This is a genomic window from Luteimonas sp. YGD11-2, assembly GCF_004118975.1.
Classification (GTDB): domain Bacteria; phylum Pseudomonadota; class Gammaproteobacteria; order Xanthomonadales; family Xanthomonadaceae; genus Luteimonas; species Luteimonas muca.
Genome location: NZ_CP035376.1, coordinates 3,067,466 through 3,094,099 on the forward strand (window position 1 = coordinate 3,067,466; position 26,634 = coordinate 3,094,099).

24 protein-coding genes are annotated in these 26,634 nt (G+C 70.9%); 13 read left to right on the plus strand and 11 right to left on the minus strand.

Going from position 1 to position 26,634, the window contains the following annotated elements; genetic code table 11:
* Positions 1-97: 97 nt before the first annotated feature.
* The 7 genes from ERL55_RS14120 (at position 98) to ERL55_RS14150 (ending at position 8,700) form a co-directional block, all read left to right on the plus strand.
* Positions 98-1,468, plus strand: a complete 1,371-nt coding sequence (locus ERL55_RS14120; RefSeq protein ID WP_129136993.1) for a DcaP family trimeric outer membrane transporter — start codon at positions 98-100, stop codon at positions 1,466-1,468.
* A 145-nt stretch (positions 1,469-1,613) separates the two neighbouring features.
* Complete coding sequence (locus tag ERL55_RS14125; protein WP_129136994.1) at positions 1,614-1,874, plus strand: DUF4212 domain-containing protein; 261 nt, start codon at positions 1,614-1,616, stop codon at positions 1,872-1,874.
* A 9-nt stretch (positions 1,875-1,883) separates the two neighbouring features.
* Positions 1,884-3,662 carry a sodium:solute symporter family protein gene (locus tag ERL55_RS14130; protein ID WP_129136995.1) on the plus strand — a complete coding sequence of 593 codons (1,779 nt, stop codon included), beginning with the start codon at positions 1,884-1,886 and terminating at the stop codon, positions 3,660-3,662.
* Between the two features lie 164 nt (positions 3,663-3,826).
* Positions 3,827-4,345 (plus strand): hypothetical protein, encoded by a 519-nt coding sequence (locus ERL55_RS14135; protein WP_129136996.1) that lies wholly within the window; start codon positions 3,827-3,829, stop codon positions 4,343-4,345.
* A gap of 57 nt (positions 4,346-4,402) precedes the next feature.
* Positions 4,403-6,217: a DUF294 nucleotidyltransferase-like domain-containing protein gene (locus ERL55_RS14140; protein WP_129136997.1), complete on the plus strand. Its 1,815-nt coding sequence runs from the start codon at positions 4,403-4,405 to the stop codon at positions 6,215-6,217.
* Positions 6,218-6,222: 5 nt separating this feature from the next.
* Positions 6,223-6,861, plus strand: a complete 639-nt coding sequence (locus ERL55_RS14145) for a 3'-5' exonuclease (RefSeq protein WP_129136998.1) — start codon at positions 6,223-6,225, stop codon at positions 6,859-6,861.
* 132 nt (positions 6,862-6,993) lie between these two features.
* Positions 6,994-8,700: a TPM domain-containing protein gene (locus tag ERL55_RS14150; RefSeq protein WP_164972214.1), complete on the plus strand. Its 1,707-nt coding sequence runs from the start codon at positions 6,994-6,996 to the stop codon at positions 8,698-8,700.
* 16 nt (positions 8,701-8,716) lie between these two features.
* Here the strand turns inward: ERL55_RS14150 and ERL55_RS14155 are convergent, their stop codons facing one another.
* The gene (locus tag ERL55_RS14155; protein WP_206733329.1) at positions 8,717-9,004 is read right to left on the minus strand and encodes a hypothetical protein; all 288 of its coding nucleotides are present in this window, start codon (positions 9,002-9,004) and stop codon (positions 8,717-8,719) included.
* Between the two features lie 76 nt (positions 9,005-9,080).
* Complete coding sequence (locus ERL55_RS14160) at positions 9,081-10,283, minus strand: fatty acid desaturase (RefSeq protein WP_129137001.1); 1,203 nt, start codon at positions 10,281-10,283, stop codon at positions 9,081-9,083.
* Positions 10,284-10,435: 152 nt separating this feature from the next.
* On the opposite strand from ERL55_RS14160, the gene mutM reads away from it, so the two are divergent.
* The 3 genes from mutM (at position 10,436) to ERL55_RS14175 (ending at position 14,899) form a co-directional block, all read left to right on the plus strand.
* The gene (mutM, locus tag ERL55_RS14165) at positions 10,436-11,248 is read left to right on the plus strand and encodes a bifunctional DNA-formamidopyrimidine glycosylase/DNA-(apurinic or apyrimidinic site) lyase (protein ID WP_129137002.1); all 813 of its coding nucleotides are present in this window, start codon (positions 10,436-10,438) and stop codon (positions 11,246-11,248) included.
* A 60-nt stretch (positions 11,249-11,308) separates the two neighbouring features.
* Positions 11,309-11,881: an ECF-type sigma factor gene (locus ERL55_RS14170; protein ID WP_129137003.1), complete on the plus strand. Its 573-nt coding sequence runs from the start codon at positions 11,309-11,311 to the stop codon at positions 11,879-11,881.
* Between the two features lie 165 nt (positions 11,882-12,046).
* Positions 12,047-14,899: a serine/threonine-protein kinase gene (locus ERL55_RS14175; protein ID WP_129137004.1), complete on the plus strand. Its 2,853-nt coding sequence runs from the start codon at positions 12,047-12,049 to the stop codon at positions 14,897-14,899.
* A 104-nt stretch (positions 14,900-15,003) separates the two neighbouring features.
* On the opposite strand, the gene ERL55_RS14180 is transcribed toward ERL55_RS14175, so the two are convergent.
* From ERL55_RS14180 to ERL55_RS14190, 3 genes are all read right to left on the minus strand, one after another.
* On the minus strand, positions 15,004-15,630 hold the full coding sequence (locus ERL55_RS14180; RefSeq protein WP_129137005.1) for a thymidine kinase: 627 nt from the start codon (positions 15,628-15,630) through the stop codon (positions 15,004-15,006).
* 10 nt (positions 15,631-15,640) lie between these two features.
* Positions 15,641-16,411 carry a sel1 repeat family protein gene (locus tag ERL55_RS14185; protein WP_129137006.1) on the minus strand — a complete coding sequence of 257 codons (771 nt, stop codon included), beginning with the start codon at positions 16,409-16,411 and terminating at the stop codon, positions 15,641-15,643.
* A gap of 79 nt (positions 16,412-16,490) precedes the next feature.
* Positions 16,491-17,222 (minus strand): sel1 repeat family protein, encoded by a 732-nt coding sequence (locus tag ERL55_RS14190; RefSeq protein ID WP_129137007.1) that lies wholly within the window; start codon positions 17,220-17,222, stop codon positions 16,491-16,493.
* Positions 17,223-17,334: 112 nt separating this feature from the next.
* Between ERL55_RS14190 and ERL55_RS14195 the strand changes: the two genes are divergently transcribed.
* The 3 genes from ERL55_RS14195 (at position 17,335) to ERL55_RS14205 (ending at position 21,977) form a co-directional block, all read left to right on the plus strand.
* Entirely contained in the window at positions 17,335-19,314 is a 1,980-nt protein-coding gene (locus ERL55_RS14195; RefSeq protein ID WP_129137008.1) for a UvrD-helicase domain-containing protein, read from the plus strand.
* Positions 19,315-19,437: 123 nt separating this feature from the next.
* Entirely contained in the window at positions 19,438-20,349 is a 912-nt protein-coding gene (locus ERL55_RS14200; RefSeq protein WP_129137009.1) for a 5'-nucleotidase, lipoprotein e(P4) family, read from the plus strand.
* A gap of 143 nt (positions 20,350-20,492) precedes the next feature.
* The gene (locus tag ERL55_RS14205) at positions 20,493-21,977 is read left to right on the plus strand and encodes a hypothetical protein (RefSeq protein ID WP_129137010.1); all 1,485 of its coding nucleotides are present in this window, start codon (positions 20,493-20,495) and stop codon (positions 21,975-21,977) included.
* A 367-nt stretch (positions 21,978-22,344) separates the two neighbouring features.
* On the opposite strand, the gene ERL55_RS14210 is transcribed toward ERL55_RS14205, so the two are convergent.
* The 6 genes from ERL55_RS14210 to ERL55_RS14985 form a co-directional block, all read right to left on the minus strand.
* Complete coding sequence (locus ERL55_RS14210) at positions 22,345-22,659, minus strand: hypothetical protein (protein ID WP_129137011.1); 315 nt, start codon at positions 22,657-22,659, stop codon at positions 22,345-22,347.
* 71 nt (positions 22,660-22,730) lie between these two features.
* Entirely contained in the window at positions 22,731-23,324 is a 594-nt protein-coding gene (locus tag ERL55_RS14215) for a hypothetical protein (RefSeq protein ID WP_129137012.1), read from the minus strand.
* A 93-nt stretch (positions 23,325-23,417) separates the two neighbouring features.
* Positions 23,418-24,131, minus strand: coding sequence for a hypothetical protein (locus ERL55_RS14220; protein ID WP_129137013.1), 714 nt, complete (start codon positions 24,129-24,131; stop codon positions 23,418-23,420).
* A gap of 7 nt (positions 24,132-24,138) precedes the next feature.
* Complete coding sequence (locus ERL55_RS14225) at positions 24,139-24,627, minus strand: hypothetical protein (RefSeq protein ID WP_129137014.1); 489 nt, start codon at positions 24,625-24,627, stop codon at positions 24,139-24,141.
* Complete coding sequence (locus ERL55_RS14230; RefSeq protein ID WP_129137015.1) at positions 24,624-25,982, minus strand: FliI/YscN family ATPase; 1,359 nt, start codon at positions 25,980-25,982, stop codon at positions 24,624-24,626. Before ERL55_RS14230 ends, ERL55_RS14225 begins: the two co-directional genes overlap by 4 nt.
* Complete coding sequence (locus ERL55_RS14985; protein ID WP_164972215.1) at positions 25,979-26,626, minus strand: FliH/SctL family protein; 648 nt, start codon at positions 26,624-26,626, stop codon at positions 25,979-25,981. The genes ERL55_RS14230 and ERL55_RS14985 overlap by 4 nt, the downstream gene beginning before the upstream one ends.
* Positions 26,627-26,634: the final 8 nt, after the last annotated feature.

Sequence of the window (26,634 nt, forward strand, 5' to 3'; positions counted from 1 at the left end):
CACTACGACCAATGGTGTATTGGCGCGCCGGGGGGTGGCATGCAGGCTCGCTGCGACCGGTCCGCGTGCAGGTCCGGATCCGCATCGGGGAGGGGACATGCAACCAGTCCACCGCAAGTTGCGACCGCGCCTGCTGGCCGTCGCCATGGTCGCCGCGCTTGCCGCACCCGGCATGGCATCGGCGCAGACGGCCAAGGAACGCGAGCTGGAGGCACGTATCGCCCAGCTCGAATCGCAGGTACAGGCGCTGCTGTCGCAGCAGCAGCAGACTGCAACCCAGGTGCAGGAAGTGCGCACCGCGCAGGCGGCGCAACCGGCACGCCCGGCCACGCCGGCGGGTACGCCGCCGATCCAGGCCACCACCATCACACCGCAGGCCAACCCGGGCACCACGTTCACCGTGGGCGGGATGATCCGCATGGACGCGATGGCCACGAAGACGACCGACGGCGACATCGCCAAGGGCACCGCGGGCCGCGACTTCTACGTACCCGGCGCGATCCCGGTGGGCGGCGACGGCCCGGAGACGTACTCCGACGCGCACATGAAGTTCTCGCGCCTGTGGCTGGATGCCAGCACCACGCTCGACACCGGCGACAGGCTGGGCGCGCGGCTGGAACTCGATTTCTTCGGCGGCTCGCTCGGCAACACCGCGGCCACCAACACCTACGGCGCCACCCTGCGCCACGCCTACGTGACCTGGAACAACTGGCTGGCCGGCCAGACCTGGTCGAACTTCATGGATACCGCGGCGCTCATCGATGCGGTCGACTTCGTCGGCCCCACCGATGCTGTGGTGTTCGTGCGCCAGCCGCAGCTGCGCTACACCAGTGGCCCGTGGACGGTGTCTCTGGAAAGTCCGGAAACGACGGTGCAACCGTTCGGCGGCGGCGCGCGCGCAATCGGCGGCGACAACAGCGCGATGCCCGACGTCATCGCCCGTTACACCCACAAGGCCGACTGGGGCCACTTCAGCGTGGCCGGCATGGCCCGCCAGCTGAAGTACGAACCCGTCGCCGGCGCCGACAGCACCGATACCGGCTACGGCGCCACGTTGAGCGGCCTGGTGAAGATGGGCGACACCACCGACCTGCGCTACCAGCTCACCGGCGGCGACGGCATCGGCCGCTACATCGGCCTGGCCACGATCCAGCAGGACGCGATGCTCGATGCCGATGGCGATATCGACGCGCTCGGTGGCTGGGCGGGGTATGTGGGCCTGCGCCACGTGTTCAACGGACGCGTGCGCGGCAACCTCTACCACGCTCGTTCGCAATGGGACAACGAGACCGCGTGGACCGGCCTGGGCGTCACCCGCAAGGTGCAGTCCTGGCACGCCAACCTGATCTGGACGCCGTATCCGAAGCTCGACCTCGGCGTCGAGGCGATCTGGGGCGAGCGCACGCTGGAATCCGGCGTCGATGGCGAACTGATCCGCCTGCACACGATGGCGCGCTACACGTTCTGATCCGCATGCGCGTGCCCCGGCACGCGCCGCCCTTCCAGGTCACGGAGAACCAGAGGATGCAATCAACCTGCACCCCGCCACCGCACCGGTGGCGGCATCCACAGCCCGGCCGGCACCGGCCACACCTGCAACAGGGGGACGCCACATGACACTCGACAAGACCGCCGCCAGTTACTGGAAGGCCAATCTGAAGATCATCTGGATCTGCATGTCGATCTGGGCGCTGGTGTCCTACGGCTTCGGCATCATCCTGCGCCCGCTGCTGTCGGGCATCCGCATCGGCGGCACCGATCTCGGCTTCTGGTTCGCGCAGCAGGGTTCGATCCTGACCTTCATCGCGCTGATCTTTTTCTACACCTGGTACATGAACCGGCTCGATCGCGAGTACGACGTGGACGAGCAATAAGGGGCCGCCATGGATCAGTTCACTCTCAACCTCATCTTCGTCGGCGGCTCGTTCCTGGTCTATATCGCGATTGCGATCTGGGCACGCGCGGCCTCGACGTCGGAGTTCTACGCCGCCGGGCGCAGCGTCAACCCGGTGATGAACGGCATGGCGACCGCCGCGGACTGGATGTCGGCGGCATCGTTCATCTCGATGGCCGGCCTGATCGCCTTCGTCGGCTACGGCAACTCGGCGTATCTCATGGGCTGGACCGGCGGCTACGTGCTGCTGGCGATGCTGCTGGCGCCGTACCTGCGCAAGTTCGGCCGCTTCACCGTGCCCGACTTCATCGGTGACCGCTACTACAGCCGCACCGCGCGCCTGGTGGCGGTGGCGTCGCTGTTGATGATCTCGATCACCTACGTGATCGGGCAGATGACCGGCGCAGGCGTCGCGTTCTCGCGCTTCCTCGAGGTCGACACCAACACCGGCCTGCTGATCGCGTCCGCCGTGGTGTTCGTGTACGCGGTGCTCGGCGGCATGAAGGGCATCACCTACACCCAGGTCGCGCAGTACGTCGTGCTGATCATCGCCTACACCATCCCGGCGGTGTTCATCTCGCTGCAGCTCACCGGCAACCCGGTCCCGCAGCTGGGCCTGTTCTCCACCCACACCGAATCGGGCATGCCGCTGCTGGCGCGCCTCGACCAGATCCTGGTGGACCTGGGCTTCAACGACTACACCGGGCTGCACGATTCCACGTTGAACATGACGCTGTTCACGCTGTCGCTGATGGTCGGTACCGCGGGCCTGCCGCACGTGATCATCCGCTTCTTCACCGTGCCCAAGGTGTCCGATGCCCGCAGGTCGGCCGGCTGGGCGCTGGTGTTCATCGCCCTGCTGTACACGGTGGCACCGGCGGTGGGTGCGATGGCGCGGCTGAACATCCTGACCACGATCTATCCGGAAGGCACCCGCGCGGCGGAATCGCTGAGCTACGAGGCGCGCCCGGACTGGATGCGGACCTGGGAACAGACCGGCCTGCTGGCGTTCGAGGACAAGAACGGCGACGGCATGATCCAGTCCTACAACGAGGCCAGCCCGGAGTTCGCCACGGTGGCCGCCGAGCGTGGCTGGCAGGGCAACGAGATGGTCACCTTCAACCAGGACATCCTGGTGCTGGCCAATCCGGAGATCGCGGGACTGCCCGGCTGGGTGATCGCGCTGATCGCGGCAGGCGGCCTGGCGGCGGCGCTGTCCACTGCCGCAGGCCTGTTGCTGGCGATCTCGTCGGCGGTCAGCCACGACCTGATCAAACGCACGTTCAAACCCGATATCAGCGACAAGGGGGAACTGCTGGCCGCGCGCGTGTCGATGGCGGCGGCGATCGTGGTGGCCACCTGGCTGGGCATGAATCCACCGGGGTTCGCCGCGCAGACGGTGGCGTTCGCATTCGGGCTGGCGGCAAGCTCGCTGTTCCCGGCGATCATGATGGGCATCTTCTCCACCCGCATGAACTCCGCCGGCGCGGTGGTGGGCATGCTCGCGGGCCTGATCTCCACCAGCGTGTACCTGTTCACCTACAAGGGCTGGTTCTTCATCCCGGGCACCAACATGCTCGCCGATACCCCGGAGAACTGGCTGTTCGGCATCTCGCCGCTGGGCTTCGGCGCGGTGGGCGCGGTGATCAACTTCCTCGCCGCCTACATCACGATGAAGCTGACCGCACCGGTGCCGGAGCACATCCAGCATCTGGTCGAGGACATCCGCGTGCCGCGTGGCGCGGGCGCGGCGACCGGGCACCACTGATCCACGCGGTACCCGGCACGCTGTGCTGACATCGCGGCCCGCTTCCGGCGACGGAGGCGGGCCGCTCTTCTTCCGCGGCTGCTCGTCTTCCATGCCCGGTTGCGTGCGCCGGCCGCTGACTACAATCGGGCTTCATTCCAACCGCCAACGCACGGGGAGCGTCCATGCTGCTGGAGTTCATCGCCATCATCGCCGCCGGCTTCGGCCTGGCCGGCATCGCGCTCACGCTCAACATCGCGCTGCGCAGGCGGCTTCCACCGTGGATCGTGCCGGCCGCGGCCGGCGCCGGCATGCTGCTGATGGCGATCTGGCTGGAGTACTCGTGGTTCGAGCGCACCGCCTCGACGTTCCCGGACGGTGTGGAGATCGCCTCCACCCACCAGGCGCGTTCCTGGTACCGCCCGTGGACCTATGTGGTGCCGCTGACCAACCGCCTGATCGCCGTCGATCGCCGCTTCGATCGCCGCCATGCCGACGCGCCGGGCCAGGTGCTGACGCGCGTACTCCTCGCCGGGCGCTGGGAGCCGACGCGGCAGTTCGGCGTGGTCTACGACTGCAATGCACACCGGCGCGCCGACCTGCTCGATGGCGTGGAGTTCGCCGCGGACGGCACCCTGCCCAATGCGCGCTGGATCCAGCTGGAGGCCGATGACCGCGTGTTGCGTACGGCATGCGCGCGATGAGCAGCGGCCACGGCGCCGCCTGCGTCTGTGCATGCCCGGGACCGCGCGGATAGCCCGATGGATCCGGTGCCCGGCCTCGACCTCGACCAGCCACCGTTCGACCTGCTCGACGACGCCGGGCGCGCGCGGCTGCAGGCAGGCGTCGACCTCGGTTTCCATGGCGACGGCACCACCCTGATCGAGGCCGGCCGCGCCTCGCCGCATGCCTATGTGCTGCTGAAGGGACGCGTGCACGCCTACCAGCCGCAGGCCGGCGGTGGTGAAACGCACTTCGCCGATTACGGCCCCGGCGATGTCTTCGGTGCCTGGGCGGTGATGGCCGGGCGTGCGCGGCTGACCTATCGCACCGATGGCGAATGCCTGGCCTTCCTGATTCCCGCCGAGGTGTTCCGCCGGCTGGTCGACGACAACCCGCGTTTCGCCGCCTGGTTCCATGAGGGCCTGGCGACCAAGGGCCAGCTGGCGTTCTCGGCCGGGCGGCGCTGGACGCCCGAACTGGCCACCCGCGTGGGCGATGCCGACCTGGCGCCCGCCGAGCGCGTGGCCTCGACGCTGTCGGTGGCCGCGGCCACCCGGCGCCTGCGCGAGCGCGGCGTCGACTGCCTGCTGGTGGACGACCCGGCGCATGACGGCCCGGGCATCGTCACCCGCACCGACCTGCTCGAGGCGCTGGCGCTCGACCGCCTGCCGCTGGAGGCACCGGTCGGGCCGCTGGCCAACCGTCCGCTGCTGTGCGTGGATCCCGGCGACGCGCTGTTCCAGGCGATGGCGGCGATGACCGAGCACCGGGTCGAGCGCGTGGTGGTGCGGCGTGGCGAGGGCATCGGCGGCACGCTGGGAATCGCCGAGGTGCTGTCGCACTTCGCCAGCCACTCGCATCTCATCGGCCTGCGCCTGGCGCGGGCGCGCACGCTCGACGAGATCACCCGCGCCGCCGGCGGCATGACCGCGCTGATCCGCGGGCTGTCGCGCCAGGGCGTGCGGATGCCCGACCTGATGCAGCTGGTCAGCGCGCTCAACGGCCGCGTCATGGCGCAGATCTTCGAGCTCGTCACCCCGCCGGAAGTGCGCGAGCGCGTGTGCCTGCTGGTGATGGGCAGCGAAGGGCGGCGCGAGCAGCTGCTCAAGACCGACCAGGACAACGCGCTGGTGGTGGCCGACGATCTCGACTGGCCGGAACTGGCCGCGGCGATGTCGCGCTTCAGCCAGGCGCTCGCACAGGCCGGCTACCCGCCCTGCCCGGGCCGGGTGATGGTGGACAACCCGCACTGGCGGCTGACCGCGTCGCAGTGGCGCACGCGCATCGCCCACTGGCGCCACGACCATGGCGGCGGGACCGCACTCGACCTGTCGATCGCGCTCGATGCGAGGCCTGTGGCCGGCAATGCCACGCTGTTCGCCCCGGTGAAGGATGCGCTGATGGCGCTCGGCAGCGACGGGATCCTGATGCACCACCTCGCCGGCGCGACGCTGCGCTTCGACACGCCGCTGACCTTCTTCGGCCGCGTGCGCGGCGACGCACAGGGCATCGACCTCAAGAAGGGCGGCATCTTCCCGGTCGTGCACGGGCTGCGCTGCCTGGCGCTGCGCCATGGCATCCGCGCCACCGGCAGCATCGAGCGCTGCGAAGCGCTGGTCGCCGCGGGCCACCTGCCGCACGGTCTCGGACGCGACCTGCCGCAGGTGCTCAACGTGTTCCAGCGCATGCGGCTGGAGGCGCAGCTGGCCACCCTCGACCATGGCCGGATACCCGACAACCACGTCGACACCGGCGGCCTGCGCAGGCTCGACCGCGAACTGCTGCGTGACGCCCTGCATGTGGTCAAGGAGTTCCGCGACCACGTGCGCCGCGCGTTCCACCTGCAGGACTAGCGGCGATGGATCCGCTGCATCGCTGGTGGCTGCGGCGTCGGCATGGCGACGGACCGTGGGCGGGGCTGCTGCAGCGCCCGCCCGACGACGAATGGGTCAGCCTCGACCTCGAGACCACCGGGCTCGACCCCGCACGGGACCATATCCTCAGCCTCGCCGCGGTGCCGGTGCGCGACGGGCGGGTGTGGCTGTCGGAACGGTTCGAACGCCGCATCCGCCCCGATCGCGACTTCGACATCGAATCGATCCGCCACCACCGGATCACCCCGGGCGAGGCCGGTACCGGGATGTCGGTGACCCCCGCGGTGCGCGAACTCCTGCAGTGGCTGGGCAGCCGCAGGCTGCTGGGCTATCACCTGCGCTTCGACCTCGCGATGCTCGCCCCCCACGTGCGCGCGCTCACCGGTTTCCCGCTGCCCAATCCACGGGTGGAGCTGGCCGATGCCTTCGCCACCCGCGCGCTGCGGGCACACCCCGGGGCGCCCGCGGATCTTGCCTTCCGGACCATCGCCGATGCACTCGGCGTGCCGGTGCTTGCCCGCCACAGCGCGCTGGGTGATGCCACCACCGTCGCGCTGTGCTGGCTGGCGTTGCGCGGGGGCCGGGCGCCATCGCTGCACGGGAGCCGTCCGCCGCCGCGCTGAGCGACGCATCCGGAGCCGGCGTCGCGCCCACCGCAACCACCGGGGCTTGCGCGGTGGTCGGACAGCGCCATGCGTGCCGACACGCAATGGGCATCGGCTACCCTGTGCGCGGGGAATACCATTGGAACAACGATGAGCAACGGACACTGCGCCGTACGACCTTACCTGCCCGCGCTGCTCGCCGGCGCGCTGTGCGCGGCGCTGGCCGCGTGCGACGGTGCCGCACCGGCCGGACACCCGGATGACATCGCCGCGGCATCGACCACGGCGGCCACGGAGTCGCCGCTGCCGGCTTCGGCCGCCATCGCCGCTGCAGCCGGTGCCGCGTGTTCCTACGATGGCGCGCCGGTGCAGGTCGGAAGCGATGTGCTCGGCAGCCGCGCGCCGCAGGACTGCGCGCAGATGGTCGACCACATCATGCGCTTCACCGGCCTGCCGCCGAACTTCGTGGTCGGCGAGGCGCAGGTGCCGAACGCGGTGGCGACGATCCTGCTCGACGACCGCAAGGTTCCGCAGCGGGTGATCGCCTTCAATCCGCGCTTCATCGACGCCGTCGGCCGCGCCACCAACAGCACCACGTGGGCGCCGATGAGCATCATGGCGCACGAGATCGGCCACCACCTGTCCGGCCACACCATCACCGGCACCGGAAGCCAGCCGCCGATCGAACTGGAAGCCGACAAGTTCTCCGGCTTCATCCTCTACCGCATGGGTGCACCGCTGCTGGAAGCGTCCCGCGCGATCGAGACCCTGGTCGGTCCGGACGACAGCGCCACCCACCCGGGCCGCGACCGCCGCATGGCGGCGATCCGCGAAGGCTGGATGGATGCCTGCCGTCAGCAGGGGCGCGCCGACTGCGAGACGCTGGCCACCGCGACCACCCTCCCGGCCACGCAACCCGCCGGCGCCGCGGCACCCGCGTCCACCGCCACGCCGACGGTGGCGCGCGCAGGCGTGCCGGAACGGCTGCCCAGCGCCGATCCCGGCAACCTGCCGGCCAAGCAGGGCCGCTTCGTCGTCGACGAAAGCGGGCTGCTCGGTGCCGACGAACGCGTGCGCCTGGAACAGCAGCTGTTCGAGCACGCACGCGACCATGGCGTGGAGATCGCGCTGCTGCTGGTGCGCGACCTGCAGGGCCTGTCGGCGGAGGATTTCGCCTGGGCGATGCTGCGGCAGATGCGCATCGGCAAGCTGGATGTCGGCAATGGCGCGGTGCTGGTGGTCGCTCCGGAGCAGAACGACGCCGGCGTGGCGATGGGCCCCGGCGTGGCCCTGGCGATGGAAGGCTTCGAGGGTGCGAGCCGGCTGCAGGGCTGGATCGAGCAGGCCTGGCCGATCTGCCAGCAGCCGGGCGGGTGCCGCGGCTGGACGCAGAACCTGTTCATGATGCCGGAACTGATGATGCGGCAGACCGCCGGACTCGACTGGAACATCCGCCACCGCGGACTGGCCGGGTTCCGCGCCGCGTCCGAGGGCTATTCCCGGCAACGGCTGGAACAGGGCGGGGAGTACCGGGCGTCGGACGACCCGATCTTCCGCCAGCTGGTGCGCTTCGAGGGCACTGTGCAGACCCTCGACACCCCGGTGGGCGTGGTTGGCGTGGCGGAGGAGATCCTCGCCAATGGCGCCATCGTGCGGCAGGGCAAGCGCGCGGTGCACGTGACGTCGGATGACGGCTACGACGCCATCGTCTACCTTGAACCGCGCACCGCGCCACTGATGCCCGCCGGGCTGCCGGCCGTGGGCGAGCGCTACACCTTTGTCGGTCGCGTGCAGCGGCCCGCCGCCCTGCGTGGGCATGCCGACCATCTGTTCCTGCTGAGCTGGGAACGCATGTAGGGATGCGTGCCGCCGGCTACTGCGGCGGCGCGGCCAGTTCGCGTGCGTCGAGGTAGCCGTCGCGGTTGGCGTCCTGGCGGTTGAAGCGCCCGGCCAACCGCGCGAGGTAGGCTTCGCGGGTCAGCAGCGGCGCGCGGCCGCCGGGCTGTTCCGATGGCTCGAGCCGGCCATCGCCGTTGGCATCCATGCGCTCGAAGGCGTACAGCATCCACGCCTGGTATTCGGCCAGTGACACCCGGCCGTCGCCATCGCCGTCCATCCGCGACAGATAGTCACCGGTGGCGGTGACCTGCCCGTTCGCCATGCCTGCTGTCAGCAGGCACGCTGCCAGGCACAGGCCCGCGCGCGGCCCGGGTCGACGTCGCACCCGCACCCGCACCTCAGCCGCGCGCCGGCTGCAGGGCATAGCCCTTCAGGCGCGCGGAATAGTCCTGCAGCGCGCGGATGCCGGAGGCTTCGGCCTCCTGGCACCAGGCCTGCAGCTGGCGCAACCGCTCACCCGCATCGTGGCTGCGCGCCTCGAGCACGTCGGCAAGCTTCGCCCGGTATTCGACCAGGGTGCGGATGCGCGGTCGCTGCTCGACCCACTGCTGCAGCTGTTCGCGTGCGTCCGGCTGCAGCCAGCGGCCATCGTCGGCCAGTGCCCTGCGCAGGCGGCGCGGCAGCAGCGCACGCATCCGCGCACCGGCCGCGCGGGCCTCTTCGCGCAGGGCCGGCCTGATCACGTTGCGGTGGTAGTCGGTCATCGCCTGGAAGCGGTGCGCCAGCAGCGCGCGGACGGTATCGGCATCGGGCACGTCGATGTTCGGCCGCACGTCGAGTGCAGGCGCCACGCGCAGCACCTTCGCCAGGCCTACCGACTGCAGCGCGCGGATCACCACCCAGCCGATGTCGAGTTCAAAGCGGCGCAGCGCGAACTTCGCCGAGCTCGGGAACGCGTGGTGGTTGTTGTGCAGTTCCTCGCCGCCGATCCACACGCCCCACGGGCTCAGGTTGGTGGCGGTGTCGGTGGTCTCGAAGTTGCGGTAGCCCCACCAGTGGCCCAGGCCATTGACCACGCCGGCCGCCCAGAACGGGATCCACGCCATCTGCAGCGCCCACATCGCCACGCCGGCAAAACCGAACAGCACGAACAGCACCAGCAGCAGCACCGTCGGACCCAGTGCCGAGTGCGGGGCATAGACGCGGCGCTCGATCCAGTCGTCGGGGCAGCCACGGCCGTACTGCTCGATGTCACCGCGCAGCGCGCTCGCCTCGCGGTACAGCTCCACGCCGCGCCAGAACACCGTGCCGATGCCCTTGTGCATCGGGCTGTGCGGATCCTCCTCGGTCTCGCACTTCGCATGGTGCTTGCGATGGATGGCCACCCATTCGCGGGTCACCATCCCGGTCGACAGCCAGGTCCAGGCGCGGAACACGTGCGCCACCGCCGGGTGGAAGTCCACGCCCCGATGTGCCTGGCTGCGGTGCAGGTACAGGGTGACCGAGAAGATGGTGAGCTGGGTGGTGACCAGGAACACCGCCAGCAGCGGCCAGAAGCCGGCCTGGACGAGGCCACCGGCGAGGAAGTCGAGCACGGGCATGCACCGGATCGGAGGGACCGGGCCATCTTGGGCCGGGTCCGGGGCCGATGCCATCCCTGCGCGCGCGTACGTTGCGGCCGGTACACCGTCGTGCAGGCCTTGACGCAGGCGACCGGCGCTCCCATCTGTGGGTGAACCTGCCGGCCCTGCCCATGCCCGAACTGCCCGAAGTCGAAACCACGCGTCGCGGCCTGCTGCCGCACGTGGCCGGCCGCACCATCACCGCGGTCACCCTGCGCCGCGCCGACCTGCGCTGGCCGATCCCGCCCGAGCTGTCGCAGTGGCTCGCCGGCCAGCGCGTGGAGGACGTGCGCCGCCGTGCCAAATACCTGCTGCTCGACACCGCGCCCGGCAGCGCGCTGCTGCACCTGGGCATGTCCGGCAGCCTGCGCGTGCTGCCGGCCGACACGCCGCTGCGTGCCCACGACCATGTCGACATCGGGCTCGACGACGGCCGCGTGCTGCGCTTCAACGACCCGCGCCGCTTCGGCTGCCTGCTGTGGCAGCCGGCCGGCGAGGTGCATCCGCTGCTGACCGGGCTGGGCCCGGAGCCGTTGTCCGACGCATTCGACGGCGCCTGGCTGCACCGGCTCTCGCGCGGCCGCAGGGCGCCGGTCAAGACCTTCCTGATGGACCAGGCGGTGGTGGTGGGCGTGGGCAACATCTATGCCGCCGAGGCGCTGTTCATGGCCGGGGTGTCGCCGCTGCGCGCGGCCGGCAAGGTGTCGCGCGATCGCTACGTTCTGCTGGCCGAGGCGGTGAAGGCGGTGCTCGGCCATGCCATCGAGCGTGGCGGCACCACCCTGCGCGACTTCATCAGTCCCGATGGTGCCCCGGGCTATTTCGAGCAGGAGCTCGCTGTCTACGGCCGCGGGGGCCTGCCCTGCCGACGCTGCGGGCGCCTGTTGCGGCAGGCGCTGATCGGCCAGCGCACCAGCGCGTGGTGTCCCGGCTGCCAGCGCTGAAGCCCCACGCGGCGCACCGCTGCGCGCTATAGTCGGCGCGGGCGGCATTCGGGGATGGCAATGTCGGGCACGGCGGAAATCACCCTCTGGCTGGATGCCGCGCGCGGCGGTGATCGTGCCGCGATGGACCAGGTGCTGGCGACGCTCTACCAGGAGCTGCACGCGATGGCGCGGCGCCAGCTTGCCGGGCAGCACGGCCAGACCCTCGATGCCACCGCGCTGGTGCACGAGGCCTATCTGAAACTCATCGGCGGACAGGCCGCACGCTTCGACGATCGCGCGCATTTCTTCGCCTATGCGGCTTCGGCGATGCGCAGCGTGGTGGTCGATTACGCGCGCCAGCGGCTGGCCCGCAAGCGCGGCGGCGACCTGCACCGCGTCACCGACCTGCCCGAGGACCTCGCCGGCGGCGTGCGCCTGGACGAGGACACGCTGGCACTGGATGCCGCGCTGACCGCATTGGGCCGGGTCGACGAACGACTCGCACGGGTGGTCGAACTGCGCTATTTCGCGGGCCTGTCGGAACTCGAGATCGCAGCGCTGCTGGAGCGCTCCGAGCGCAGCGTGCGCCGCGACTGGCAGAAGGCGCGGATGTACCTGCTGGCGTCGCTGCAGGATGGAACGGCGAGCTGATCGCAGCGGGGCCACGGCCCCCACCTCCGGCCCTCTTCCGCAGGCAGGAGAGGAACAGATGACTGTCGCGCTGCGCGGTTGCCCCGGCCGCCCTCACCCCGTGCCCGCTCCCACGGGCGGGACACGGGAAATGATCGTCGCGCTGCGCGCGACTGCGTAACGTCCATGGACGCCGCGCGCTGGCAGCAGGTTTCCACGCAGCTGGATGCGCTGCTCGATCTGGAGATCCCGGCGCGCAGCACGGTGCTGGCGCGCATCCGTGCGGACGACCCGCCACTGGCCGCCGAGCTCGAGCGGCTGCTCGCCCTCGAGCACACCGAAAGCCCGCTCGACACGCCGCTGGTCGCGCCGCTGCCCGGTGCGCGACCCGGCCTCGCTGTCGGACCCTATCGCCTCGAGCACCTGCTGGGCGAGGGCGGCATGGGCCAGGTGTGGCTGGCGCGCCGCGACGATGGGCTCTACCAGCGCCGGGTCGCCCTGAAGCTGCTGCGCCCGGGGCTCGCCGACCCCGGCCTGCGCCTGCGCTTCACCCGTGAGCGGCAGATCCTCGCGCGGCTCGAGCACGCGCATATCGCGCGCCTGCTCGACGCCGGCATCAGCGCCGACCAGCAACCGTACCTGGCGCTGGATTACGTCGACGGCGAACCGATCACCGACTGGTGCACGCGCCGTGAGGCCGGCATCGAGGCATGCCTGCACCTGTTCCTGCAGGTCTGCGATGCGGTCAGCCACGCGCACGCCAACCTGGTCGTGCACCGCGACCTCAAGCCGTCGAACATCCTGGTCACCCCGCTCGACGAGGTGCGGCTGCTGGACTTCGGCATCGCCAAGCTGCTCGATGCACCGGAGCCGGCGCTGGAGCGCACGCGCACCGGGCTGCGCGCCTTCACCCTGCACTACGCTGCGCCCGAGCAGATCCGCGGCGAGCCGGTCACCACGATGACCGACGTGTATTCGCTGGGCATGGTGCTCTACGAGCTGATCGCCGGCGCCAAGCCATATGCGCTCAAGCGCCCCAGCGATGCGCAATGGGAGGAAGCGATCCTCGGGGTGGACCCGCCGCGCCCTTCCGTGGTGCTGCAGCGGCGCGCGGATGAAGCTTCGTCGGCGGATGCCCCGACTTTGCGACGGCGCGCGCGGCGCAGTGCCGGCGACCTCGACAACATCGTGCTCAAGGCGCTGGCCAAGCGCCCGGAGCAGCGCTATCCATCGGTGGAGGCGTTCGCGCTCGACCTGCAGCGCTATCTCGACGGCCGGCCGGTGCTGGCCCGCCCACAAGGCCTGCTGTACCGGGCGCGCAAATACGTGCGCAGGCACCGTTGGCCGCTCGCCACCACTGCGGCCATCACCATGGTGCTGGCACTGGCACTGGCGATCCTCGGCTGGCAGCGCGCGCAGGGGCAGCGCGAAGCCGACCGCGCGCGGGCCATGCAGGCCCTGGTGGTGGGGCTGTTCGAACATGCCGGCAGCGCGCGTGCCTCGCGTCCGCTGGACGTACGCGAGCTGCTCGACGCCGGCCAGTCCCGCGGCGCGGTGGAGCTTGCCGGCCAACCGGGGCTGCATGCCGAACTGCTAGGGGTGCTGGCACGCCTGCGATTGGGCCTGGGCGATTACGCGCGCGCACTCGATCTGCTCGACCGGCAGGCGTCGCTGATCGACGGCGCCGGCGACGTGCCGGCCAGCCTGCGCCTGGAAGCGAGCGCCGACCGTGGCCGTGCATTGCGCCTGCTCGGCCGGCCCGCGGACTGTGTGGCGCGGATGGATCCGGCACGCAATGTCGCGCATGCCGCGGAAGGGCGGCTGCCGGCGCAGGCAGCCGAGTACTACGCCCAGCTCGGCCGCTGCCGCCGCCAGACCGGCGAGATGGCCGCGGCGGAAACCCTGTTCCGCCACGCGCTGGCATTGCGCCGCGCACGGGTCGCCAACGGGCCCGGCGTTTCCGAGAACCTCGCCGACCTCGCATCGCTGCATGCCGCACGCGGGCAGACCGCGGCGGCACGACGCGGCTACCAGGCGGCGCTGGAGGAACTGCGCCGCGGTGTCGGCGGACGCCACCCGCTCGCCGTCGACATGCTGCGCGCGCTGTGCGCCGTGGAACGCGACGGCGGCCACGTGACCCAGGCCGAACGCCACTGCCGCGAAGCGCTCGCGCTCGCCCAGGCGCTGCATGGCAGCCACCATCCCGACACCATCGACGCACGCCGCCTGCTGGCCGCGCTGCATGTCGACCAGGGCCGGCTGACCGAGGCCGAGACCGAGTTCCGCGAAGCGCATGCCTGGCTGCTCGCACGCCTGGGGCCGGACCACGCCGACGTCGCGCGCAACCTCAACAGCCTCGCCATCGTGGCCTGGGAACGTGGCGACACCGATGCGGCATTGCGCGACCTGCGTGCCGCCACCGCGATGCTGGCCGCGCGCGGCCCCGGCCATGCGCTGGCCGACGCGCTGTTCAACCTCGCACTGGTGCGCGCCGACGTCGGCGATGCGCAGGCCGCGCTGCCGCCGCTGGACGAGGCGCTGGCGCTGCGTGTGCAGCTGCTGGGCCGCGAGCATCCCCAGGTGGGCGTGGCCCGGCGGTTGCGCGGTGAGCTGCTGCTGCGCCTTGGTCGCGGCGACGCGGCGCTCGCCGCGCTGCGCGACGCCGCCCGCCTGACCGGCACCGGCTACGGCACCGACCACCCGCAGGCCCGGCGTGCCCGGCACGCGCTTGCACTGGCCGAATCCGCAGGCGACCCCACGCGGCTCCTGCGCCGCCTGGATCCGCTGGCCACCGCGGCATCGGCGGACCTCGAAGCCCGCAAGGCCGCCTGGCTGGCGGCTGCCGATGCCGCCGCGCTGCGCTGCGCCGGCAACGACAGCGGCCGCGGCCGGCTCGACGCCACCCGGATCACGGGCGAACTGCGCGCCGCCTTTCCCGAAGGCGGCAGCGTGCGCCGCCAGGCCACCGCACTGCTGGCCGCATGCGACCGACCGATCGAAGACGTCACGCACGTCGGAGTGCGCACGGCCGGCCGCTGACGTCCCGCAATCGTGCCGGCGTGAGCGGCCACGGGGCGTCGTTGAAGCCAGCGACGGAAAGGTGGCCGGCGCTCGCCTCACGGTCCGCCGGTCCGGGCAATCGCCTACTGCAACGGCAGCGACGCCTGCGCCGGCTCCACGCCACCCTCGCCGCGGGCGATGCGCTTGAACTCGGCGCGGCTCACCGACAGGTAGCGCTCGTTGCCGCCGATCTCCACCTGTGGCCCCGCCTGCACGGCATGCCCGCTGTCGTCCACGCGCACGGTCATCGTGGCCTTGGAGCCGCTATGGCAGATGGTCTTGATCTCGTGCATCTCGTCCGCCCAGGCCAGCAGGTACTGGCTGCCCTCGAACAGCTCGCCACGGAAGTCGGTGCGCAGCCCGTAGCACAGCACCGGGATGCGCAGCCGGTCGACCACTTCGGTGAGCTGCCACACCTGCGGCTTGCGCAGGAACTGCGCCTCGTCCACCAGCACGCAGTGCAGCCGCCCGTTGTGGTCGGCCACGTCGCGTTCCACCCGGGCCAGCAGGTCGTCCTCGGTGGTGAACGCCTCGGCAGGCGACTCCAGTCCGATCCGCGAGGCGACCCGGCCGCGCCCGGCGCGATCGTCCAGCGCCGGCGTCAGGATCAGCACGCGCATCCCGCGTTCGCGATAGTTGTGCGCGGACTGCAGCAGGGTCGTGGTCTTCCCGGCATTCATCGCCGAGTAGTAGAAATACAGCTTGGCCATGCCGTGGATTCTACGGCGTCGGCTCCTTCGGCTTGTCCACCTTTTCCGCTTCGCCGACGTCGACCCGGCCACGCACCGGGGCCGTCCACACCCGGTCCTGCACCTCCCGATAGGCCGTCGGGTCGAAGTTCTCCTTGGCGTAGAACCTGCGGCCATCGATCGCGATGGGGCGGGTACCGTCGTAGGCGGTGATCGTCGCCCCCTGGCCGGACGCATCGAGCATGCTGCCGGTGCCACGTCGGCGCTCGCGACGCAGCACGGTGGCCAGCCGTGGCCCGGTGGCTGCATCGCCGTATTCCGCGCGCAGCGCCGGGCCGCGTTCGGCCACGCGCGCGCGTTCCGCGGCGTCGAGCTGCTCCCAGTAGAGCTGCGCCCAGACCTGGAACTGGTGATAGCCGCGCTCGGCGGCGAGGAACATCCACAGATAGCCGTCCACGCGGTCCGCGGGGGCGCCCCTGCCCGACCAGTGCAGTTCGCCGAGCATGGCCTGAGACGGCTTGTCGCCGTAGTACGCGCCACGGCGGAAGTGCCGCAACGCGTCCTCCGCGCGGCCATCCAGCAGCGCGTCCATGCCCCGCTGCCGGCCGGCAAGGTCGGGGTGGGCTTCCAGCATCCCCGAGGTGATCACCGCGGGATCGAGCTCGGGGATGAAGCGCCCCGGCCCGGTATCGACGGTCATCGTCGCCGCAACGCCCTGGGGGGCCTCCTGGGCGCTGCACTCCGCGCCGGCAACGGTGAACGCCGCGAACGCGGCGATGATGAGGGCAACGTCCTGTCGCATGCCTGTGTTTCCTGTCTGGAGCCGTCACTGCGCAGCACGAGCCGCGCTGTTCATGCCGCGGTCCGTCCGCGCTGTGGGGTCAACGACGCGGCGCGTCGACCTGGCTCAAGTCCGCGCCGAACAGGCGTGCGGCCTCGAGGTCGCGCTGGCGCCAGTACTCGGCAGGACTCAGTTTCGCGTCCGCGTAATGCACGGCCGAGTCGGCCCCGGACCCGCACATCCCGAGCCCGGTGATCGCACCCTTGCCGCGCGGCATGGTCTGTTCGGTGCACACGCGCGCCGCGCCCGGTGAGCCAAGGCGGCTGCCGGCGGCCACCATGGTCCAGCGTCGGCGCTCGCGTTCCAGGCGTGGCTGGGCGACATCGTCCGCGTACTGGTCATAGACCGCCTTGCCTTCCTCGATCGCGCGCTCGCGCGACGCCGCGTCCAGCTCCGCCCAGTAGACCTCGCGCTGCGCCGCCAGCCGCGGATCGCCACGCTCGGCGGCGAGATCCATCCACGCATAGGCCAGCGCGCGGTCCCTGGGCACGCCGCGGCCTTCCCAGAGCAACTGCGCCATCAGCGCCTGTGACGCCTTGTCGGCATGGCGCGCGGCGCGCTCGAAGTGCCCGCGTGCTTCCTCCGCGCGCCCTTCCTGCAACGCGGCAATCCCGAGCATCCGGTGCTTCTGGTCGGGATGCGCGTTCCAGTAATCGGGAGTCCGGTCGGTCCAGGAGGGCGAATCCGCTGCGCGTGCCGGCAGGACCGGGGTTCCGCCCGCCATCGCCAGCCCGATCGCACCCGCCAGCAGTCCATACGACAGCCTGTTCATCGCCCGCCCTCCCTGTGGATTGCTTTCCTTACACCACGTCACCGGCAGCTGCAACGTGCAGCGCACCAGGCCGCTTCGGCGACAATGGCCGGCCCGCCGTTGCCGATTGCCGATGCAAGGTCTCAATCCCCCCCAGCGTGCCGCGGTGCTCCACTGCGAAGGGCCGCTGCTGGTGCTCGCCGGCGCCGGCAGCGGCAAGACCCGCGTGATCGTCGAGAAGATCGCCCACCTGATCGCCGCCGGGCATTACCCCGCGCGTCGCATCGCCGCGATCACCTTCACCAACAAGTCGGCCAAGGAGATGCGCGAACGCGTCGCCAAGCGCATCCGCGGCGACGCGGCCGAAGGCCTGACCATCTCCACCTTCCACGCGCTGGGCCTGAAGCTGCTGCAGATCGAACACGAACGCGCCGGCCTGCGCCGCGGCTTCTCGGTGTTCGATGCCGACGACTGCGCGGCGCAATTCAAGGACCTGTGCAGCGGCATGAAACCCGACGCGATCCAGGCGCTGCAGGGTCTGGTGTCGCGGGCCAAGAACGCCGGCCTGTCGCCGGAGGAAGCCGCTGCGCTCGCACGCAGCACCCGCGAGCTCGAGGCGGCCGAGCTCTACAGCCGCTACCAGGCGCGACTGACGAGCTTCAACGCGGTCGACTTCGACGATCTGATCCGCCTGCCGGTGCAGTTGCTGGAAGCCCACGAGGACCTGCGGCTGGGCTGGCGCGAACGTATCGGCTACCTGCTGGTCGACGAATGCCAGGACACCAACGATGCCCAGTACCGCCTGCTCAAGGCGATCGCCGGGCCCAAGGGCAACTTCACCTGCGTGGGCGACGACGACCAGTCGATCTACGCCTGGCGCGGTGCGAACCCCGAGAACCTGACCTCGCTGGGCACCGATTATCCGGACCTCGAGATCATCAAGCTCGAGCAGAACTACCGCTGTTCCAACCGCGTGCTGCGCGCGGCCAACGCGCTGATCGCCAACAACCCGCACGAACACCTGAAGACGCTGTGGAGCGCGCAGGCCGATGGCGAGCGCATCCGCATCTGGGAATGCCGCGACCACGCCCACGAGGCCGAGCGCGTGGCCGCCGAGCTGCAGTTCCTGCATGCCTCGGGCGGCATGCAGTGGAACGAGTGCTGCATCCTGTTCCGCAGCAATTTCCAGTCGCGCGCGCTGGAAAAGGCGCTGCAACTGATGCGCGTGCCGTATCACCTGTCCGGCGGCACCGCGTTCCTGGAGCGCGCCGAGGTCAAGGACGCGCTGTCGTGGCTGCGGCTGGTCGCCAACCCGGAGGACGACAGCGCATTCCTGCGTGCGGTGCAGTCGCCCAAGCGCGAAGTGGGCGCGACCACGCTGGCGCGGCTGTCGGAACTCGCGCAGCAGGCGCAGATGCCGATGTCGCGGGCGATCGAATCGATCGGGCTGCTGAAGCAGTTGCCGCCACGCGCGGCGAACGCCCTCGGCACCTTCGCCGACATCCTGCGCGGCCTGCGCCAGGACGCGAACCGCCTGCCGCCGGCGGAACTCGTGCGCAACCTGGTCGAGCGTTCGGGGATGCTTGCCGCGGTGCGCGCGCAGTGCAGGACCGAACAGCAGTTCGCGATGCGCCGAGGCAACCTCGAGGAGCTTGCCGGCTGGTTCGAGGGCGGCGCGCGTGGGGCAGGCCCCGGTGACCTCGCCGCGCAGCTGGCGCTGCTCACCCATGCCGATCGCGACGACCCCGGCAACCAGGTGCGCATGATGAGCATGCACGCGGCCAAGGGACTGGAGTTCCGCTACGTATTCATCGTCGGCGTCGAGGACGGCGTGCTGCCGCACGAGGCCAGCATCGACGAGGGGCGCATCGACGAGGAGCGGCGCCTGCTGTACGTCGGCATCACCCGCGCCAAGGAGCGCTTGTGGCTGTCGCATGCCCGCGAGGCGACCAAGTGGGGCAGCCGGATGAAGCTCAAGCCCAGCCGCTTCCTCGACGAGCTTCCCCCCGAGGAGCTGCAGCGCGACGGCGCCGACCCGGTGGCCGATGCCGAGCACAAGCGAGAACGCGCGGGGGCGGGATTCGCCGCGATCAGGGCGCTGCTCGACGCCTGAGCCGGCGCCGCCGTTGCCGGGGCTGCGGCGATGTGCCGCCTCACCGCAGGCGCGAGCGCGCGCGGCGGGCTGTCATGCGCCTCGGCTAAACTCGCACGCCCTGCAAGATCCGCGGAGATCGCGATGCGTCCCCTGCTGCTGACCCTGTCCCTGCTCGCGGTGGGCCTGACGGCCTGCCGGCCGGCACCCGAGACCACCACTGCGCAGGTGCCGCAGGCCACTCCCACCCAGCAGGCCACGCGTCCGGCCGCGACCGACGCCGACGACAACCTCAACGCGGTGCTGTGGGTGCAGCGCTCCGTCGAATACCGGGCCACGGCGCTGTCGCTGTTCCGCGCCGCGGCCGACCACCTCGACGCGGCGATCGCCGAGAAGAACTGGGACGCGCTGGTGCCGGACGAGCGCGACAACCCCGACGCGTGGGCGGAGCTGCCGCCGGCGGTGATCATGGACATCGACGAGACCGTGCTCGACAACTCGCCCTACCAGGCACGCCTGGTGCGCGACGGCGCCGAGTACGACGAGGCGACGTGGGCCGCCTGGGTGGCGGAGAAGAAGGCGGAGCCGGTGCCCGGGGTCGTCGATTTCGCACGCGCCGCCAGCGACAAGGGCGTGACCATCCTCTACCTGTCCAATCGCGCCCAGCATCTCAACGAGGCCACGCTCGCCAACCTGCGCGCGGTGGGCCTTCCGGTGAAGGACGACAGCGTGTTCCTCGGCCTCGGCACCCATGTCGACGGCTGCGAACAGCACGGCAGCGAAAAGCTCTGCCGGCGCCGACTGGCCGGCCGCGATTACCGGGTGATCATGCAGTTCGGCGACCAGCTCGGCGATTTCGTGCAGGTCATCGCCAATACCGACGAAGCGCGGAATGGCCTGCTCGAGGAATACGGCGACTGGTTCGGCGAGCGCTGGTGGATGCTGCCCAATCCCACCTACGGTGGCTGGGAGCCGGCGCTGTTCAACAACGCCTGGGAGCAGCCGCGCGAACAGCGCCGCGTGCTGAAGCGCGAGGCGCTGCGGCTGGCGCAGTAGCACGACGACGCACGGGCGTCGTATCCGCGTACCACGTGCGCGCACCCTCGGGTTCTCCCGGGGGTGCGCAGCCGACGCGTGCAGGCTAGCGTGCAGGCAACCGGCGTTGGGGGAGCCGGCACCCGGCAACCGCGCAAAGGCCCATGGTCGGTCCCCTTTCCAATCTCGCTCCCCCCTCGCCTTTCGCCGGTCCCGGCGGCGGGCGTTCGTTGATCGGCGTACTGCACAGCCTGACCAGCCCGCTGGCCCGCAGCATGGGGCTGGGGGAGGGGCGCGCGGATGCATGGACACAGGGCGCCCGCTCGCATGTGGCGGAGACGGTGCGTGGAAACGGCCTGCAACCTTCGCTGCCGGCATCGGCGCCGCCGGCGCCGCCGGGCCTTGCCCAGGCTGCGTTCGCGCGTGGGCAGGGGGTGGGAAACCCGGCAGCGGGAATGCCAGCGACCGCGGCGGGGGTGTCCACCACCACGACCACAGCGGCAGCCATGCCATCGATGATGGCGACTGCCGGCGGTGCCGGCCCCACGACACCCCTCGCTGCGGTGGTCACCGCCATCACGGCCGCGGCGAGTGCCGCAGTTGCGCGCCCGCTCGGGGATACGTCCGTCACCACCGCGCTGCCGCGTCAAGCGGCACCCGGGGGCATGCCGCCCGGGGTGATGGCGTCAACCAGTGCCGCGCCGACCATGGCCGGGATGGCCGCCGCTAACGCGACAGGCGGTCAGGCCGTGCCGGCGGCGCTGCAAGGCGCGCCCGGAATACTGGCAGCGGCCGCAACCATGGTTTCCCGCGGCGTCCCCGTAACGGCCGCCGCGCCACCTGGGGTGACGCCGACGGCGCCGATGGCCCAGCCGGGAACGCCGGCCGGGAGCGCTGCGGCCGCCATCGCGTCGAACGCATCGAACGCGTCGCCGACCACCCTGGCCGCGCAGGCGCAGGCGGCGCACCTTGCGGGCGCAAACCAGGCCCACGTCGCGGTCCGTGGTGAACTCGCGCTTCCCGGCGTGTTGCGCGCGGATGCAGCACTGGTCGCGGAACGCGCAGGGGCGATGCCGTCGAGCGCCATGCTCGCGCAGGCGCCCGGCGGTACCGCAGCGGCTGCCGGTGCCACCGTCGCCCTGGCCACGGCGCCACCGGTCCCCGCGATGCCGACGATGCCCGCCGTGGTACCACCGTCGCAGTCACCCGCCGACGTGCGTGGCAATCCACTGCTCGCAGGCGCCGAACGCGGCGTCACCCAGCCAACGGGCGCCACGGTGGCCCATGGCCATACCGTGGCATCATCCGGCGACGGGCGCCGCGACCGGCGCGACCGCCTCGGCACCCTGCTGGCCGCGGTCGGAGCGGGCTCCGAGGCCGCACGTCGCGAACTCGCCGAAATCCAGAAGGCGGAACTCGCCTATCAGTGGCTGTACTGGGTACTCACCATCGTCGCGTTCTCCAGCCTCGGCATCCTGCTGGTCGCGCTGCTGCCGTGGGGCGAAGGCATTGCCCTGGTCAGCCGGGGCGTGCGTGAGCCGGCGTCCATCGGCGTACTCGTCGCACTCGGTCTGGGGTCCGCAGTGGGTGCATGGGTGATGGCCCGCACAGTGGCGTCGGGAAAGACCCCCACCGACGCCGGCCGCTGACGTCGCCGGTGCGACGCAGTCCGTGGTCGCCCTGGCGATGTCCGAAGGGCGCGAACCGGTGTCCGCCATACGTTTCCTGACGACTCCGCCCCGTTGGTAAGGACAGGCACGTCGCCAATCACGTTTCTGCTGTTGCTAACAACTGGCCGTGTCCCAGTTGCCTGATGCAGAGCGGCCGACGCCGACAACTCGACCATGGGAGCTTGGCTCGTTGTCAGGCAGAGGCGGCAAGTCGGCGGGCACTTCAGCCTTTGCGTCCGCCTGCCTGGGTCGATCCGCAGTCCCGAGTCCCGGTGGCACGATGAAACGGCACCAACGAAAAAGCCCCCCGCAAGCGAGGGGCTCTTCGTTTCCGTGCCGCGTTGGCTTACTGCTTGCGGGCCATCGCGACGTTGCCTTCACCGATCGACTTCAGCACGGTGCTCAGCGCGTTCATGTACATGGAGAAGAGCTGGCTGTCCGCGGTCAGCTGCGCCGAGGCTGCGGTGGCTTCCTTCTCGTTCTTGCTGCCGACCTTGTCGGCATTCTTGACCATGCTCTCGGCAAGCTCGCCGACCTTCTCGCCAAGCGCCTTGGCAATGGCGTGCAGCCAGCTGGTCTCGCCGTTGGACGCGCCGTCGCCGCCCATGGTGATCTTGGAGAGGCTGGCAATGAGTTCGCTGCTACCGATGTTGTTGCTCATGGGAATACTCCGGAGATGTTGGGATGTGTCGTATCTGGAAGTGGATCCTGCGGGCCGTTCCGTGGCCGGGCTCAGCGAAGCGGCGGACCGCGCAGCCGCCGTGAGCGGGAACGCGTGATCGACTCCCGCATCGGATGACTGTCCACGGCGGCCTCGTTCGAGCGCACCTGCGCAAGGGCCTCGCCGGCTTCCTGGTCGGACTGTGTTTCCAGCCATTCGCGTGCCTGGGCCTGCCCGTCACGCTGGATGCGTTCGGCCAGCTCAAGAGCGCGTTGCACATCGGGGGATTCCAGAGGGGCGACCGCGGCATCGATCTGCCGTACCAGCGCATCGCCGCTGGCCTGGTCGAGCGCCCCCTGCTGGATCAGCGCATCGATGGAGGCGATCCACTCGTTGCGTTGCGGCACGCCAAGTTCAGGCTGCAGCGACACGTTGTCGAGCGCATCGCGGCAACCCTGCAGCACCAGCTCGAGGCCCTCTTCGGTCATGCCCGGCTGCGCCTGCAGCATCGCCTCGAATTCGGCGAGCTTCTGCTCGAGGTCACTGGACGCGGTGCGTTCCTGGACGGGCGCACTGGTCCCGACGATCGCCCCCATGTCCACACCCACATGCGGCAGCGCCTGGTCGGGCTTGCGGCGGGGCGGCGGGCGGCGAGTCAGGGCCATGCTGTGTGTGTCCTGCGGTTCCGGGCGTGCGTCAGCGTCGGTATCGAGTCTAGGCAGGCGGCCAACAGCCACAAGCTGGGGCGCGCCCTAGGCTCACGCATGCCAGTGAGGGTCGATTTCCAGGGTGCCGAGCGCGCGGTCGGCGAACCGCCGCGCCAGTTCCGGCCCGGCCTCGCGGATCGCGTCGTAGCTGCCGCGCGAGCGGGTGTCGGCGCGCAACAGCCAGCCGGTCTCGGTACGGCTGAGCAGCAGGTCGGTGCCCGGCAAGGATGCATCCGACATCCGCAGTAGCACCTGGCCATCGCCGGCGTTGGCGGCGGTACCGCCACCCACCGCGAGCTGGCGCACGTGGCGTTCGAGCAGGTCGGCGAATGTGCCTGCGCTCGATGCCGGCGCCGCGGCTGGCGGCGGTGCGGCGCCTTCGCGCAACGCCGACTGTGCCTGCATCATCGCCATGATCTCGGATGCCTCCAGCGTCTGCCGGCCGCTGTCGCCGGCCTCGTCGCTGCGCGCCTGCACGGCCTCCACGCGCGCGGTGTCCTGGCCGGCTTCGCGGGCAGCGGCCTGGGCTTCGGCCTTGAGGGTGGCGCGTTGTTCGCGGGGCAATTCCGACGCGCCTTCCTGCCGCGCCTGGGCGAATTCCCGGCGTGCATCCTGGCCGGCGTGACCCGCCTGTCGCAGCACCTCGCGGAAGCGGTCGACATTCTCGCGCGGCGGTGGCGCGCGCTCGGCATCCTGCGACTTCAGGCTGTCCTGCAGCCGCGCGTTGGCGGCGTTCTCGGCGGACTGGCTGCGTTCCACGCTCATGGCGACCTCACGATGTTCCCGGGGTGACGTAGCGCGCCATGAACAGATCGGCGGCGGCGTCCTCCTCCTGGCGGGCCTCCAGCGCGAACTGCTCGTCGCGCCACAGGTGCTTGCGTTTCTCCAGGGCGTCCTCGCGTGCACGGGCACGGAAGTAGGCCTGCTTCGCTTCCTCCAGCGCGCGCTCGGCATCGCGCAGGCGGCCCTGCGCGGCCTGCAGGCGCTGCTGCGCGGCAACGATGTGCTGGGCGAGCAGCTCGACGTGCGCCTCGCGCGCCTCCAGCACCACCGGCCAGGCCATGCCCGGCGTCGGTGGATCAAGCAGGCGTGCGCGCTGGGCGCGGCGATCGTCCTCGAGCGAGGTGATCTCGTCGCCGATGCGACGGCATTCCTCGCGGCAGGCGGCCACTGCGCGCTGCCGATCGAGCACCACCATGCGCGCGGCCTCGGTGCGGTGCGCGCGCAGCCTGAGCAGCGTCTGCAGCGGATAGCGCTTCATCCGAACAGCTTCCTGAGCGCCTGCGCGGACTGCTCGAACGGCACCAGCTCCGCCGACGACTGCTGCAGCAGGTTGCGGATCGGGGCGATCTTCTCGATCGCGATATCGGCTTCCGGATCACTGCCGCGCTTGTACTCGCCCAGTTGCAGCAGCAGCTCGATGTCCTGGTACTTGGCGAGGTACTTGCGCAACTGGCCGGCGGCGCGCAGGTGCGGCTGGTCGACCACCCGCGGCATGGTGCGGCTGAGGCTGGTCAGCACGTCGATGGCCGGGTAGTGGTACGCGGCGGCCAGCTTGCGCGACAGCACGATGTGGCCGTCGAGGATCGAACGCACTTCCTCGACGATGGGATCGCCACCGTCCTCGTCCTCGGCCAGCACGGTGTAGAACGCGGTGATCGAGCCCCGGTCGTTGTTGCCGGCGCGCTCGAACAACCGCGGCAGCGCACTGAACACCGAAGGCGGGAAGCCACGGCGTGCCGGCGGCTCGCCGATCGCGAGGCCGACATCGCGCAACGCGCGCGCGAAACGGGTGACGGAGTCGACCAGCAGCAGCACGCGCTTGCCCTGGTCGCGGAAGTGTTCGGCAATCGCGGTGCCCGCCCACGCCGCACGGCTGCGCTCGAGCGCCGGGCGGTCGGAGGTGGCGACCACGATCACCGAGCGGCGCATGCCCGCCTCGCCTAGGTTGTCGTGGATGAACTCGCTGACCTCGCGGCCGCGCTCGCCGACCAGCACGATCACGTTGACGTCGGCATCGCCACCGCGCGCGAGCATGCCCAGCAGCGTGCTCTTGCCGCCGCCGGCCACCGCGAAGATGCCGATGCGCTGGCCTTCGCCGGCGGTCATCACGGTGTCGATCGCACGCACGCCGGTGGAGAACGGGCGCTCGATCAGGTTGCGGGTGAGCGGGTTGGGTGAGGCGGCGTAGATCGGCGCCTCGACCGTCGGGCCGGCGACCGGGCCTTTACCGTCGATCGGTTCGCCATGCGCATCGAGCACGCGCCCCAGCAGGCCCGGGCCAGCGCGCAACGCCGCCTGCCGCCCGCTCGCGTAGACCTCGGTGGTGGCGGCGATGCCGTCCAGCGCGCCCAACGGCGTCAGCAGGGTGTGCTGGCGCGACACTCCGACGACTTCCGCGGCAAGCGAGAAGGAAGGATCTCCTTCGCCCGGCGGGTTGCGCAGGTGACACAGTTCGCCGATCGCGGCCTTGAGGCCGGTGGCGCGGATCAGGGTGCCGTAGGCGTCGGCCACCTTGCCCACGCGCTGCACGTTCTTGACCGACGACAGCGCGCTCAGCAGCGGGTCGTTGCCGGCCGCGGCCAGCGCGGCTGCGAGCGGATCGACCCGGCTCATGTCCCGGCGTCCCGCGTGGTCGCGCCGGCCAGCGCGGTACGGATCGCCTCGATCTGCTGGGCGACACCGGCGCGCACTTCGCCGGCTTCCGAGACCACCACGCAGCTCAGCGGGTCCAGGCTCTCGTCGTCGACCAGCTCGATCACGCCCACCGCCGGATGCGCCTGGCGCACCGCGCCCAGGCCCGCGGCCACGCTCTCGCGCACGCTGGGATGCACGCGGATCAGCAGGAACTGTTCGGCCTGCGCGGCCTCGACCGCCTGCATCACCAGCGGCGGCACCACGCGGGCGGCATCGAAGCCGGGGGCGATGCGCGCCACGATCGCGCAGGCCAGTTCGCTGATGCGCGCAGCCGCGTCGCCGAGCACGCGCGCGCGCTGCTCGTTGAGGCTGGCAAGCTTCTCGGTCATCTGCTGCTGGGCGCGCGCCAGGCCCTCGGCGAAGCCCGCGGCCTGGCCCTGTTCGCGCGCGCGTTCGATATCGGCGGTGGCCTCCGCGTACAGCGCGTTGACCTGGTCGAGCAGCCGGTCGATCTCCTCCAGCCGTGCCCAGGCCTGCGCCGGCACCACCCGGGCCCCCACGGCGCGCGCGAACACACGCTGGTCGTGGACGGCGATGGCGGGCTGGGGCGTGGGGGTAGTCATCGTGGCAA